Origin of the sequence: Rivularia sp. UHCC 0363, from assembly GCF_034931125.1 — a bacterium.
Classification (GTDB): Bacteria; Cyanobacteriota; Cyanobacteriia; order Cyanobacteriales; family Nostocaceae; genus Rivularia.
The window spans coordinates 18,276-33,118 of sequence record NZ_JAYGHM010000085.1 but is presented as its reverse complement, the minus strand read 5'-3'; the positions used below and the strand labels follow the sequence as shown (position 1 = coordinate 33,118).

The window sequence follows — 14,843 nt, the reverse complement described above, 5'->3', positions numbered from 1 at the left end:
GTTAAGAGTTATAAATTAACCTTCAACCTTTGACCTTTAACTATGTCCCATGCCCAATATTTATTTTAAAATGCTGGTTCTTATAAAAACAATTACAGACGCGATCGCTAATTGGTGGTCGGATTTTAATCTCCAAACAAGGCTGTTGGCGGCTGTTACCTTGGTTGTATCGTTGGTGATGAGCGGTCTGACGTTTTGGGCCGTAAATACAATTCAGCAGGATGCACGTCTCAATGACACTCGTTTTGGACGGGATTTGGGTTTGTTGCTGGCTGCAAATGTTGTACCTTTCATGGCCGATGAAAATTACACTGAGATAGCCCAGTTTTCTCAACGCTTCTACAGCAGTACTTCTAGCGTCCGCTACCTGCTTTATGCTGATGAAACTGGAAAAATCTTTTTTGGTATTCCTTTTTGGGAACCGGAAGTAGGAAATTCGCTGACTATTAAACGCAGGATTGAATTACCCGAAGATTACGCTGCTGATGCGGAAAAGCCAATGGTGCGTCACCATGTTTCACCGGATGGGGAAGTTACTGATGTGTTTATCCCTTTGAAAGCAAATGGTAAGTATTTAGGTGTGTTAGCAGTGGGGATTAATCCCAACCAAACTGCTGTGATCTCTAACAACTTTACCCGCGATGTGACGATCGCAGTTTTTATCTCGATTTGGGTAATGGTCATTTTGGGAGGGGTAATTAATGCTTTGACTATTACCAAGCCAATTAAGGAATTACTAGCGGGTGTAAAACAAATTGCTGCGGGAAATTTCAAACAGCGCATCGAATTACAATTTTCAGGAGAACTCAAAGAGTTAATTGTCAATTTTAACGAAATGGGAGAGCGTTTGGAGGGCTATGAAGAACAAAATATTGAAGAACTAACTGCTGAAAAAGCTAAGTTAGAAACTTTGGTTTCTACTATTGCCGATGGTGCAGTTTTGATTGACAACGATATGCAGGTAATATTAGCCAATTCTACAGCAAAAAGAATTTTTGGTTGGGAAGAAACTCAAGTAGTTGGCAATACGATTTTACAACATTTACCTTCTCCGATGCAGGTAGAAATTAACCGCTATTTGCACCAAATGACAGCCGGAGAACTAGAAAGCGCCGAATTTCGGATTACGATAAATCAACCAGTAAAAAGAACTATTCGCATTCTTTTAACTACGGTAATTAATCAGCAGCGAGAAAGCATTAAAGGTATTGCGATTACTATCCAGGATATTACTCGTGAAGTAGAGTTAAATGAAGCAAAAAGTCAATTTATTAGTAACGTTTCTCACGAATTACGCACACCTTTATTTAATATCAAATCTTTTATTGAAACCTTACATGAATTTGGTGAAGATTTGGGTGTCGAACAGCGCAAAGAATTTTTACAAACCGTTAATAATGAAACAGATAGACTGACTCGTTTAGTTAATGACGTTTTAGATTTATCAAAGTTGGAATCTGGACGCAGCTATAGTTTGGATGGAGTCGATTTAGGACAAGCAGTCGAACAAACATTGCGTACTTACCAATTAAATGCTAGAGATAAAAAAATTGACTTGATTCAAGATGTAGCTCCAAATTTACCTTTAGTAAGAGGACATTACGATTTACTATTGCAAGTGTTGGCAAACCTAGTTGGTAACGCACTCAAGTTTACTAAAGCCGGTGGAAAAGTCGCACTCCGAGCTTACCAACTGCGATCGCAACAATCACAGAATTCTACACCCCCCTGCGTCCGAGTAGAAATTTGTGATACAGGGATTGGTATCGCTGGAGTTGACCAACAAGCAATTTTCGACCGTTTTTTCCGTGTGGAAAATCTAGTTCATACCCTTGAAGGTACGGGTTTAGGATTATCAATTGTCAGAAATATTCTTGAAGATAAACATCGCAGTAAAGTATTTTTGGTTAGCGAAGTGGGTATTGGTACCACATTTTGGTTTGATTTGGAAGTATTTGAAGAAACTCTTAACAGTCAGCAGTTAGCAGTTAACAGTGAAAAGTTAGGAGTACTTCGACAAGCTCAGTAACCTTTAGGAGTTAGGAGTTATCAATCAAAAGTATAGAATTGTTCATTGATGATTAATAACTGACTCAACGGTTGCTACTACCGATCGCGAAAGTGCTGGTAAATCATAACCACCTTCTAAACCAAATACGATTTTACTAGTTACTTTTAAGCAATATTGAGTAAATAAACCGTAGTCTTGCGGTTGTAGATTTATCCTTGCTAAAGGGTCGTCAGCATTTGCATCGTAACCAGCGCTGACGATCAGTAAATCTGGCTGAAAGCTGGATAAAAAGGGCAATACTTCTTTCTCAAATGCAGGTTGATAAATGCTAATGTCACTACCCGGAGGTATGGGTAAATTTAACACATTATTATTGATACCCCGTTCCGAAGATTTCCCAGTTCCGGGATAGCAGGGATATTGATGCAGCGAACAGTAAGCAATTTGGGGATTATTTTCGACAATTGCTTGAGTTCCATTACCGTGATGTACATCCCAATCCAGGATAGCAACACGGTTAACTTCCGATTTTTTCAAAGCATGGAAAGCTGCGATCGCCGCATTAGAAAACAAGCAGAATCCCATTGCATAATCACTTTCTGCATGGTGTCCCGGAGGACGTGCTAATACAAAAGCCGGTTTACCAGTTTCGAGGGCAATATCCACCCCATCCAACCAAGCATTCACTGCTAACAAAGCCACATCATAGCTGCGAGGAGAAACACAGGTATCCGTATCCAAAAAGCCACCCCCATCAGCAGCAATCTCCTTAACTTTACGGATATAGCGCGGTGAGTGGATTTCTTCAATTAGAGGAATCGGTGAATTTTCGCTCACGGGAGTTGGTAAGATCCATTCAATCTGTTGAGAAAAAGCAGCTGACCTCAAAGCAGTTGCGATCGCGCTTAAACGTTCCGGCTTTTCCGGATGTCCGCTTCCGGTTAAATGTTCAAGAAATTCGTCAGAGTAGATCAGGGAGAACATGGAATTGGGAGATGGGGGGATGGGGAGATGGGGAGATGGGGAGATGGTAAGCCACTGCGTTGGGCGGGTTCCCCGACTTGTAGCAAGTGGCGCAACCCGGAGGGGGAGATGGGGGGGATGGGGAGAGGGGGGAAAATTAATTGTTTTTAATTCCTAACTCCTCACTCCTAACTTATTATTAATCGTCCAGCATTTCGGGTGATACTGCGGGGTTTCCTTTGAGTTCGTCAGGGGATTGGTTCAGAAGCGTGTTGTTGATTGACGCAGGATGCTTAATTTTGTCAAGTACTTCCGGACTTAATTCTGGAGCTTCTTCTTGAGGATTTTGTTTTTCAGCTTGATTCTTTGCTGTATCTTCGCTCATATTCTTTTCTTATTTCCGATGTAACTTAACTTATCACCTTAGAAGATGCTCTGGATATAACACACTATCTAAAGAATGAGATAATATTCCCTTTTCGACAATAATAATTATTGGGAAGACAATCCCCAATCCCCAATCCCCAATACCCCATGCCCAATTCAATAAAAATCACCGTTAAACTATTTGCGGCTTATCAAGAAGCTTATAACGAATCGGAATTAATGTTAGAGTTTCCCGCGAATACTTCGGTATTGCAAGTGAGAGAACATTTAATTGAAGAACATCCCGAACTAGAAAAATGGCGAGATGTAACCAGGTTTGGTGTAAATTTGATTTTTGTCGAACCAGATACTCTTTTACATGATGGGGATGAAGTGGTGTTGATTCCTCCCGTCAGTGGGGGATGATCGTAATGTAGACATAAGATGTCGCGTCTGTACAAATTACTTCACTCTTCCTCTAAAACGAACCAATCCATAAGAAGTATTCGGCTCACCAGAACCTGTAGCACTAGGTAAATCCTTCAAATCTACCACAACTGCACCATTTGTATTTAGACCTCCGCAGTCAATATTGGGATAAATGGTAGAAGGTTCAGTACTAGGAGGGAAATATTGCGCTACGTCACCATCTGCAACATTAGTTAAAGATTCTGTCAAACCATTTTTTAACCATAAAATACCTCTATCTGCGCTTTGTAATCCTCCTGTTGCTTGAGCTTGATTATTAAAGCTATTGGGGATGAAAGTAACGTTTTCGGGAACGCGATCGCAAAATAGTACATTTTTCGCTGGAGTGCTGCCTGCGGAGAGGTAATAGATGGTGTATTCTAGTTCGTCATTGGGTTTGACTTTACCGCCATTAATTGCACCAATTAGGTAGTTATTTGCCCAATAAGGATGGTTGTCGTCATCTTTATGAGTAGAAACTGTATCATCGACGAATTGATTGAGTGGTGTATTTTCGTTGGGGTTGGGGTTTTTATTGCGATCGCCATTTATTGCCGTGATGCGTTTTACTAGTAATATCTTTGGATTATTAGTGATAGCGACAATATTCAAAGATGTTGTTACAAATTCACTAGGGAAAAAAGTCCATACATCCAACCCTTTAGCATCCCCAAAGGAGCCTTCACAAGATTTATTTTTATTAACACCAGGATCTGCGCCGAATGCCCGTTGAGCGCTGGTAGAGACAAATCCGTTTACAGGGTTGCTATTAGGTATTGATGGTGGTTGTAGTCCACATAGCACACTTCCCTGTGTTCCTACCAATACTCCCTTTGCTTCTCCATCCTTGGGCAATGTGCGATAGCCGCGATCGTCGTAGAATCCTACGGTATTTCCCAAAGGGTTTGCAGCATTAAGAAGCGTAAAACTCGGTCCTCCGTTAGTACTGTTTTCGGCATCTATCAGTGGAAAGTGGTATTCTCCAGCATGAATTCTGATTCTCACCGGGTAGTTTGTCCCCAAGGGAAAATAATTGCCATCGTTGTCCTTCCCATCCCACTTAACGATTTGCGTTCCACCAGATGTCATTTTTCCTCGCAGTACCCGGTTTTGTGTGTTTGTAGGGTCAACATTATTACCGTTTCTGCTAATGACTATTTCGTAAATACCTGCGACATTGCTTTGGAAGGTAAAATCTCCGCCTGTGTTTTGCTTAGAGTTGTTGCTCCCTGCGGTACCTGCATAACTAAGATTGTTGACTATGGGTGCTGTAGGTATTAGAGGGATACCACGAGCTATGATAGCGTTATCTGCCTCAGCATTCGTTTGAGGATTGCTAAAAAAGATGACGTGAGTAGGTAAAGCAAAATTGGTATCACCTTCAAGAGTTGTTAAGTTACCATTATTGCCCAGCACGTTACGGTAAAGCGGTGACTTACCGTCGCGGTCATAGTAGCCGATATCGTTACCATAAATTACAAACCCATTGGGGTCTAAACCATTCAGGTCAGTTTTATATCTATAACCATCATTGGTAACAGTATAGAAAATAGAATTCATGGGTCTGCCATTATTCCCTGTAAATAGAGCTAAGTAATCAGTGAATAATCGCCCATTAATATCTGTTGTGGAAGTCAGACTACTGCGTACCGTTACGTCCCATGCGGCTACACTAGTTTTTTGTTGAGCATTGAAGTTATTGGAACCGCTTAAATTAATCTCTCCTGTAATATCTGTATTACTAGGATCAACATCCGAGTTACCACCACTCGGTCCGTAGAAAACTACATAGTAAATTCCATCAGATAGGGCTTTGTAATAACAAGGAACATAGCCATTAGTAACTTGTTTGCCTGGAGTAGCGTTTGCTTCATTTGTTATCGTATCTGGTCCGGCTAGTTCTTGGCTGCGGCTAGTAATCTTACCTTGATTGGTGTTGTTAGTATTTGTTCTTTGTTGAGTACATTGGAATCTAAGATCGGATAAGGATTCATCACCAACTCTACCGAATTTGCTGCCGTAAATGAGAATATCACCTTGACCTACGCCAACAGCACTAGAACCCAAGAGTATGTATTCTCCTGATTTAGCATAGACTTGTAACAGTGTGCGACGCAGAAGAGAATTATTTACAGGTGTAGTTGGACCATAACTGTTACTTTTCCGCCATTCAGTGTTAGCTCTGGAACCAGTTGCACCTTGAGGATATAAATTTCTACTACCTTCCGCTTGTGCTGGTGCTGTCGTGTAACCCCAGGTGCAGAGTATCAGCGCAAGACTAGCAAGCGATTTCTTTTTTATCTTCTGTTTGGGCGATCGCGCTGTAGACATTTCCCTTAGATAGTTAAATAATGATTTCATGATGCAGGTGATAAATTGCTTTTAACGATATAAATATAAAAATGATTTAAAGTTGCTTATACACTGGCATTAAAACTTTTGTTTCCGGTTTTTGACTTCCGTATAATTACTACGTAAAAAATATTTTGTGTTGTATTGAGGGATTGATGTAGAGACGTTGCAGTGCAACATCTCATTGTCTCGGCTGTGGTTACGATTTATATCTCGGCTGTGGTTGTCCTAGATACTGGGGTTGTTTGTTGTGTCCGGGATACTGGATTTGTCTGTTATGTCCTAGATGCTGGGGTTGTTTGTTAAGTTCGGGATGTTGGGAGACGTAACACTGCTACGTCTCTACATGATTGGCAGGTGTGGATTATGGGGACATGATTGACGGGTGTGGATTGGGTTACGGGGACATAATTAACGGGTGTGATTATTTTTCTATCTGCAAATCTCCTTCTTGGTTTTCAAATTCAATATCTATTCCCCTAACGTCGAAGAAAATCACCTCAACTCGACGGTTACGAGCGTAGTCAACGCGATCGCTTTCTTCGGTTCTTAGTTTCCTTTCCCCGAAGGAACGTATTGTCATTCTTTCGGATGGGATACCTTTTTTAATTAAGTAATTTCTCGCGTTTGTCGCTCTTCGTTTGGCTAAATCTTGGTTATAAGCGTCACTAGCACGAGAGTCAGTGTGTCCCTGCAACTCAATAACTATGGTGGGATATTGCTGCATTATTTGGGCAATTTTATCCAGGATTTCTCCACTCTTGGGACTAATAAAGTCTTTATCTAATGCATAGTGAATATTTCTGGGTACGCTCAAACGAATTGGTTTGGGTGGTTCGGGTATTGGTGTTGGTTCTGGGATAGGTGTCGGTTCTGGAATTACTGGTGGTGGGGTAACTGGACGGGTTGTACAGTTGGGACTTTCAAAATTTTGGGTTGGGGGTTGAGGATTTTGGTCGGAATTGACGGATTTGATGATGGAATTCGCTGCTGGTTCTGAGGTTCCGTATTTTGGCAAAGTGGCGATCGCGCTCACTATTTCCCCCGGTTGCAAATCTGTAAAGGTGGCTTTGAATCTACCTTTTTCGTCTGCTTGAACTCTGGCAATTACTTCCCCAAGTGCGGAATAAGCAGGGTATAAATCTATTTGCTGTTTGCTACTAGGAACAACGCGGTAAATGTCAATTTCGCTACCTGGGTCGGCTTTCCCATCGATATTGACTTTACCGTCGATAATGATAAATTCAGAACTGAGAAATTCTGGTGCGTTGATGGCACCGTTAGCGCTATCTAAGCGACGATTTGCGGAGTTGCGGGGTGGGTTGGGGCCGTCTCCTCGTTGGAAGTCGCGGACGCTGGCAGTATTTCTGTAGTTGAGGTCGATACTCAATCCTTCGATATTGGCAAAGCTGTTATCTCTAATAATGTTTCCTTTACTGTCGGGATAAGCTGTTACCGCAACTCCAGAACCGGGTTGATTGTTAATTTGATTATTAGCTACCTGATGATTGTTACCCATCAAGTAAACCCCCGCTCGTCGTAAGCGTCTACCGTTTAATTTAATGTTATTTGACTGTATTTGTACTGAGCCTTCTGGCTTAAATAAGTATACTCCGCTGCCATCGTTGGCGCAAATTAGATTTGAGGTAATTTGAGAATTATCGATTTGACCTTCTAATCTAATCGCATCGGGCATTCCGGCGATGCCGTTACCAACGATAATATTTTCTTTAATCTGAGTATTTTCCGCTAGTTTGCCGGTAATAATTGCGCTACCTTCATGATTGGCGATGCGGTTGCGGCTGATAGTTGTATTCGTAGCATTAAATACCGAAACCCCAAAAGCCGAAGTCTTCTGAGGAAATTTTTCTAGTGGTGTAATACCCAACCAGTTATTTTTGATGATTGTATTTTTCGGAGGTTGAGATCCCCCCGCTAAGAGCGACCCCCTTAAGAAGGGGGTTGAATCGCCCCCCTTTTTAAGGGGGGTTGGGGGGATCTCCAAAGTTTTGAAATCTGCAACAATAATATCCCCTGGAGGTAAACTAGCGGTATCGCGATGTTGGGAACTGAAGCCGTGTAAGCTCAATCCTTGAATCGTAATATTATCAGCAGTCACTATTAAACCGCGAAACACTTCTTTATCAGCAGCAGAAGTTATTTCTACTACTGGAACCGGAATTTCAATTTCTGCGGTTGCTGACTTATTCGCTTCGTAACCCGGTTGAGAGGTACCGTCAACTATTAATCCGGGAGTTGTTAAAGGTGGGAGAACGCTTTCTAAACGGATTGTAGTTTGTGTCGGGGGAAGTTGGAAGCTAATTCGAGGTTGATTCCCGGATGAGACTAAAGCTTTTTCCGCAGCGCTAAGTTTATCTAATGGTAAATCACCGTTGACGATCGCAATTGCTTCGCGTAATGTCAACATATCATCGGGCTGAATTGTGCCATCTTGGTTGCTGTTGACTACTACACTCAAGCTTAAAGCTGTTGCAGGTTGAGCAAAAGCAATATTGGGAGCCGTTAACAATAAAACTGGTACGCTTATTAATAAACGTTTTGCTGCACTGAGCGGTTCAAAAGAATTATTTTTATTTTTTTTATACATTATCATTGCCGTTGTTTTACTGAAGACATTCGAGGTAAAAGCTTTTCCACACAGGAAATATGGAAAAATAAGCTCGTAAAGCAAATGTATATTTCGCTTCATATATCTTTCTTCATCTCCTTTGTCCTGTCGTCAGTCTTTGCAACAGCGTTTTTTCTTGTTTCTCGGCTTTATTTACGTTTACTAACTCCCCTACTCCCTGCTCCCTATTCCCTATTCCCTCTTTATTCTTGAGTTTATTTAATAATGTTTGTCGCTGTTCTATTTCTTGACGGGGTACTCTTTTCTGCAAACCAAAGCCGTTAAATAACTCGTTGAGTTTGACTGTTAAACCTAAATACGGACCGCTAGCAGAACGACTTCCATCAAAATCGCGATCGTCTATTTCACCAAATGCGTAACCTGCTGCTAATCTCAAATTTGGAGTTAAATAGTAACCTGCTTCCACAACAAAGCCAGTTTCGGTATAGTCAGACTGGCTAATTACCCTAGCTTCTCCAACTAAATCCCAACTGTACCCCAAGCGATAGGTAGCGCGAAGCTGTCCTAAATTGGTAACATTGCTGGATGAGAAATCATTGGCTAAATAAGTGGTGCTGTTGCGTAAAGCGTATTTACCGTAGAATTCCCATTGCCAATTTGGTGCGTAAATAGTTTCGATCGCAAAGGTATGGTCTTCTGCACCAGAACCTGTTCCGAATAAGATGGTTTCGGGAATTGTTGAGGGATTCTTGCGATATTCGTAGCGTAATAAAGCGTTGAATTTATCGTTTTTAGGATTACGGTATGCTAAACCGACTCTCAAATTAGCGGTGTCTCCCAATGCTCCCAAGGTTTGGTTGCTTGAACCTGCTTGTTGATAGCGAGCTAAAGCGGTGAGTGAAGATGAAAGTTTACCTGTAGCACCTGCGGAAATTACGGTGTTGTTGCCACTTGAAGAACTTCTACGTTCAAAACGAGCGCTGGCTTTGAAATCGGGATTATCTGTATATTCCAAGCCGACGCTGTAGCTATCACTATCAGCAAAACCTAATGCCGCAGCGCTTTGACCGACAGCAAAGGGTTGTGCGAATTGTACCCCAGTACCGTTACGTCCGAAGAAGTTGCCAAAAACGTGTTCGTAAGCTAAATTCAATCGCAATCCGGGAGCTATAGTTACACCTTGCTTTAAACCTAAAGCACCTTGGGTAGTCGGTCCGTTCGCACCACCTAATACAGAAAAGCGTCCGGTAACTGAGGTATCCTCACCAAATTTATGTTCCCCGTTGACGTTGAAACTAGTTATAGAATTACCGTCAAATTGTCCTTTGGTGTAAAACTGTTGCGTTAACGAAAGATTAATCCCCGGAATCGCTTCCCAATTCAATCCCAGGATAGTTCTATCTGGATAAACTGCGTCTGTACTGTCGGATAATGTAGTTTCGTTTTGCGCTATAAAGCTGAGTTTCTTCGCGATCGGAACATTGAGACGAGAGCGTAATTGACTCGAATCTGTATTTAAAATTTCCGGTGTAATCCGATCTTCTCTTTCCCGTTTAATCCAATCTACAGCTAAACTTGCTTTACCAATCCGCTGGATGACACCCGCAGAAATTGTAGTTAAAGAGTTATCAACTTGACTACCGGGAATTGCTGTTGTCCGGGGTGTAAACAACTCTTCAAAGGTATCTAACGGTTGGGGTGCGATACCAAAGTTGTCTTCATGGTCGTATTGGAAGCGTAAATTTGTGGTGTTAGTGACTCTTCCATTAACTTGCGCTCCGTAACGAGTTTGTCCGGGTACAAAACTGATGGTAGCGTTGTTAGCAAATCCCGTATCTGCGAAACGGTAATAAGCGCGAGTCCGCAAACCTTTGATCGGTTCTAGTTCTGCTTCCGCTCTCATAGCATCACCTTCTACCATTCCCATCTCGGTAGAATCGTTGCGACTCCGAGCGTATTCGGCGATGATTTTACCTAACTTACCAAGAGTAAACTGAGCATCCGCACCGTATAATTCAAAATCGCGATCGCCTTGATTTTCCTGCATATAGGTAGCAGCTAACCAATTATCCTGGTTTTCACCGCGAGAGAAGTTATATTGCAAGCGTCCTGCATAAATATCGGTGCTGTTTCCTGCTTCTCCTTCGTATTGATAGGTAACAACAATCCGTCTGACCAACACTTCACCAAACTCGTTGACATCGGTGCGTAAAATCGGTTCGCGGAATAACACCGTTCCTCTATCGTAATCAATCTCATAATCGGGGCCCCGACTCAACTGTTGACGCTGCAATACAGTACCGGGTCGATTCAGTTCTTCCAATTCAATAAAGACACTTTCGCTACCTGGCACCGTCAATCGTCGAGATAAGAAGTAAAAACCGCCAGTTCCATCTGGGGCAATAGTATCGCGCTGGAACCCTTCGACATTATTTCCGTAGAAAGCCGTAGCTTGCAGATTTCCAATGTTATAATTTGCCTTAAATCCGTGCAGTTGACGAGTCAGAGCGGTAAACTGTTGTGAAGAACGAGAAAATTCCTCAGTGTTGTAATCACCCCACATCGCATAATCGGGACTAGCACCCAAAACCTTAGACGATCGCTCTAACCGTAAATATACGCTGTCGGTAGATGGAGTTGTGGGATTTACGGTTGAACTATCACCATAAACAGGGTAATTCTGTTCGCTAAATTGGTAAGTTCCAAATAACCGATTATCGCAGTCACAATCTTCATTCAAGGAACGACTGCTATCATAAGCACCAGTTACCAACCATTCACCGATCGCACCAGTTGCAAAGATTGCGGAACGGAATTTTACTTCGGTACTGTTGTCTTTATCTTCAGGTAAAAAATCCTTGAATCTACTATAAAAATCCGTACCCCTAGCACCCAAACGAAAATCAATTACCCCCGTCATCAAACTTGGACGTAAAGCCGTTTGAAATTGTAACTGTGTAAAGGCTTCTAAATTCCCAGCTTTTGCCTGAATTCGCACCGTTTTAGCTTCTAAACCCGATTTAAGAGTAGCGGTAAATTCTCCCGATTTTGCCTGAATTTGAAATCCCGGTTGCTCTGGTTTGTAATCCGGTTCCACAAACTCCCCTGCTGTCGCTGCTAAAGTCACAACCGCATCGTGATTAGAACGATTACCGTTTTTATCGAGTAGGGTACCTTTAATTGTCGCTGTAGAAATTCCATCAGCCGGAATCCGTGCTTCTACGGTATCTATTTTGAGTTCGTGCGCTCCACCCCGTACCATCACCTTTACGGTAGCGGGAGCTTCCTTAGAACCGATAACTTGAGCGGATATGACATTTTCCCCATTACCGAGGGAAACACCATACCACGTCTGCGTTACTAAATTAGTCTCAGCATCAGTTTCGGTACGTCCAATTAAGTAACGGTCGGACAATTCCCCGTTAACTCGTAATTCTACCTCATTACCTACAGGAAACTGGATGATAATCGGAGTCGCAGCTACATCTACAACAGCATCGGGTGTGGGTGAAAGAATTTGTACCGTTGCAGAATTCTGGGTACCGTTAGGAAATTGGGAAAGATAAGGAATCGAAAGGGGTGATAAGGAAGGATTTATATTTTCAGGATTAGGTAAAGCAAAAGGAGATTTAGAAAAAGATGCTAAAAGGTTGTTATTATTATTTAGTTTTTGGTTTTGATTATTTCCAGAATTAAAGGAGCTATATCCCGTTGTTATTACATTAGATGAACTATCTGTTAAGGATAATGGCTGTATAGCAACTAATGATGTAAAGCTGTAGGTGTTATTTGTCAGGTTATCTGTTGTCCAATTCTTAGCGATTAAAGTTGGGATATTTTCAGGTTCTTTAGTGTTATTAATTGACTCAAAGACATTGACTGCAACCAATGTCAAATCAGTTTTCTCTTTTGCAAGCTTTTGGTTATCAAGATCGGGTTCTAATGCTAGCAAATTATTTTGTAACGATGCACTATATGGTGCTTCTTGAATATTTATTATTTTAGGTTCAATTCCAGAGGTAATATTATCTGCTATTAATAGTTTTTCCTCAACCAACTTTTGCGAATCTTTTATTTGTACCGAAGAGAATTTAATATCAGCTACTTCAGCGGGTTTTAAAGCAGTTAACGTCTTTTCTGCTGCTTGGTTTCGCTCCTCAACCAGCTTCTGTAAACTTAATGGTATTTGATTGGTATTGTCAGATTTTAAAGCTGTTAAAATATATTCTGCTGCATAATTACGCTCGTCTACCAACTTCTGTAAACTAGCAGGTATTGGATTAATATTTTCAGTTTTATTTAAAGCAATTACATTTTTATTATTATTATTATCAAGCGCTTCTAAAAGTCTTTTTGAACTATTTAAACTAATAGACTGACTATTATCTACAAATGCAGACTGAGTTGAACTATCGGTATCAGCCCTTGCCACAAACGGGTATAATCCCACACTCGTAGTTATGGCGATCGCGCTGATTAATTTGAAATTGAAAATAGTTAGATTGCTGAATTGTCTCATTTTGCCTCCTCACCAAAGCTGGGGGTGACTGCGAAGTTCATTCGTACCATTCCACCGGGTTCTAAATTTACCAGCCGCGATTGACTGTTGCGTTCTTTGAATTTGACGTTGGGAGCCAAAGTATAACCGGGTAAACTCTGTAAATCCAGAACCCCTGTATGTTTACCTGGTAATACATTTTTGACTGAATACAAACCGTTTGGGTCAGTACTTATACGGTTGCCATTTTCCAAGAAAATTACCGCATTTGGAACTCCCGGTTCCCCTGCTTGCTGTTCCCCATCAAAGTTTTTATCGACAAATACGCGACCGATAATAGTCCCGCAATTAGAAGTAATTCCTGGTCTAATTCTGAGTAAATGTGTTGCTGGTCCATCCTTGACAGCAAAATCATTGTCATCGCGTTGAGCGTTAACAGTAGCTGAATTACGACCCGAACCCCGCACTGCATCAGGAGTTAATTTAGCAGCATAAGCTATATTAATTACTCCATCAATCGGAATATTCGCATTAGTACGAAAGGTGACATTAGAACCATTAGCTTCAGTAGTTACCGCAACAGGTTCATCCCCAATTTGACCGCGAACTGATTCGGGTAAAAACTTGAAACCGATGGGGAATTGGTCGGTAACAACTAGATTATCCAAACCAGAATCCCCCGTATTTCTTAAAGAAAGACGATAAATGACCGTTTCTCCCGGTTCCGCAGTAGCGCGATCGCCAGTTTTAGTAATCTTGATTTGTTGCGAGGAACACAAATTCAAGTTGAATCGCAGTGCTAAACTTAACCCTACTCTTTCCGCATCATTGATTACCAGAACTTGTTCAGAAATCTGAGTCGGAGAAATTTGCGTAGCATTTTGACTTGTTGCAGTAATTGGCTGACCATCTAAAGAAGTAGCAATATAAGTCAGAATATTACCATTAACGCTTTGAATTTCTATCCTGATTCGTCGTTCCGGGAAACTAGAATTTCTTGGAGGATTGACAACTAAAATATAGCTGCGACCTACATCAGTTTGACCTCTAGCAGTATCGAATAAGAAATTATAAATACCTCGTTTACCGTTAATTGCAGCGTTTGCGATCGCATAATTGTTAACGTTTGTGATATTCGGTGCTATACCTTGGGAGATATTGTTATTAGGAATATCATCGGTTGGGGTTAAGTTAATTAGTTTTCCCGGTTCCGTCCCCGTTGGGTCGCTGGGGTTGAGTTCAAATAAACCAACAGTGAAGCCGGTATAATCATCTAATTCCTCTCCATTACAACCCAGAATTTGTCCAAATGGGTCAATTAAAGCGTTATTTTTTGTAGTCGTATTTGGAGTAATTCCAATTTGACTAGAACTACCAAATAATGTATTGCCTTCTTTGTCTTCATAAGTATAAGTAGCTTGGTTTTTAAGTTCCACACCAGATTTAGTTATTACTTGCGCGACAGACATAGAGTGAAATAGACTTCCAGCAAGAACAGTTGCTGTTAATTGCTTTAACCAGTTAAAAGTATATTTAATTTGATGTCGTTCTTTTTTACGACCCACTTAACTTTTCTCCTATAATTCACGATTTTA

8 protein-coding genes are annotated in these 14,843 nt (G+C 41.3%); 2 read left to right on the top strand and 6 right to left on the bottom strand.

What is annotated here, in order from left to right; genetic code table 11:
* Window positions 1-70: 70 nt before the first annotated feature.
* The gene (gene nblS, locus VB797_RS30915; protein ID WP_323241607.1) at window positions 71-2,029 is read left to right on the top strand and encodes a two-component system sensor histidine kinase NblS; all 1,959 of its coding nucleotides are present in this window, start codon (window positions 71-73) and stop codon (window positions 2,027-2,029) included.
* Window positions 2,030-2,071: 42 nt separating this feature from the next.
* On the opposite strand, the gene VB797_RS30910 is transcribed toward nblS, so the two are convergent.
* Together VB797_RS30910 and VB797_RS30905 are read right to left on the bottom strand one after the other, a co-directional pair.
* Entirely contained in the window at window positions 2,072-2,995 is a 924-nt protein-coding gene (locus VB797_RS30910) for a histone deacetylase (protein WP_323241606.1), read from the bottom strand.
* Between the two features lie 178 nt (window positions 2,996-3,173).
* Complete coding sequence (locus tag VB797_RS30905; RefSeq protein ID WP_323241605.1) at window positions 3,174-3,359, bottom strand: hypothetical protein; 186 nt, start codon at window positions 3,357-3,359, stop codon at window positions 3,174-3,176.
* Window positions 3,360-3,508: 149 nt separating this feature from the next.
* Here VB797_RS30905 and VB797_RS30900 point away from each other — a divergent pair, with 149 nt between their 5' ends.
* Window positions 3,509-3,766 carry a MoaD/ThiS family protein gene (locus tag VB797_RS30900; RefSeq protein ID WP_323241604.1) on the top strand — a complete coding sequence of 86 codons (258 nt, stop codon included), beginning with the start codon at window positions 3,509-3,511 and terminating at the stop codon, window positions 3,764-3,766.
* Between the two features lie 36 nt (window positions 3,767-3,802).
* Here the strand turns inward: VB797_RS30900 and VB797_RS30895 are convergent, their stop codons facing one another.
* From VB797_RS30895 to VB797_RS30880, 4 genes are all read right to left on the bottom strand, one after another.
* On the bottom strand, window positions 3,803-6,169 hold the full coding sequence (locus VB797_RS30895; RefSeq protein WP_323241603.1) for a hypothetical protein: 2,367 nt from the start codon (window positions 6,167-6,169) through the stop codon (window positions 3,803-3,805).
* Between the two features lie 415 nt (window positions 6,170-6,584).
* On the bottom strand, window positions 6,585-8,768 hold the full coding sequence (locus tag VB797_RS30890) for an OmpA family protein (protein WP_323241602.1): 2,184 nt from the start codon (window positions 8,766-8,768) through the stop codon (window positions 6,585-6,587).
* 112 nt (window positions 8,769-8,880) lie between these two features.
* Window positions 8,881-13,269, bottom strand: coding sequence for a hypothetical protein (locus VB797_RS30885; RefSeq protein ID WP_323241601.1), 4,389 nt, complete (start codon window positions 13,267-13,269; stop codon window positions 8,881-8,883).
* The gene (locus VB797_RS30880; RefSeq protein WP_323241600.1) at window positions 13,266-14,813 is read right to left on the bottom strand and encodes a hypothetical protein; all 1,548 of its coding nucleotides are present in this window, start codon (window positions 14,811-14,813) and stop codon (window positions 13,266-13,268) included. Before VB797_RS30880 ends, VB797_RS30885 begins: the two co-directional genes overlap by 4 nt.
* Between the last annotated feature and the right edge of the window lie 30 nt (window positions 14,814-14,843).

Bases quoted from the DNA above. Each gene is read 5' to 3' on its own strand.
- VB797_RS30895 (WP_323241603.1), bottom strand. From the start codon at position 6,169: ATGAAATCATTATTTAACTATCTAAGGGAAATGTCTACAGCGCGATCG.
- VB797_RS30890 (WP_323241602.1), bottom strand. From the start codon at position 8,768: ATGTATAAAAAAAATAAAAATAATTCTTTTGAACCGCTCAGTGCAGCA.
- VB797_RS30900 (WP_323241604.1), top strand. From the start codon at position 3,509: ATGCCCAATTCAATAAAAATCACCGTTAAACTATTTGCGGCTTATCAA.
- VB797_RS30910 (WP_323241606.1), bottom strand. From the start codon at position 2,995: ATGTTCTCCCTGATCTACTCTGACGAATTTCTTGAACATTTAACCGGA.
- nblS (WP_323241607.1), top strand. From the start codon at position 71: ATGCTGGTTCTTATAAAAACAATTACAGACGCGATCGCTAATTGGTGG.
- VB797_RS30905 (WP_323241605.1), bottom strand. From the start codon at position 3,359: ATGAGCGAAGATACAGCAAAGAATCAAGCTGAAAAACAAAATCCTCAA.
- VB797_RS30885 (WP_323241601.1), bottom strand. From the start codon at position 13,269: ATGAGACAATTCAGCAATCTAACTATTTTCAATTTCAAATTAATCAGC.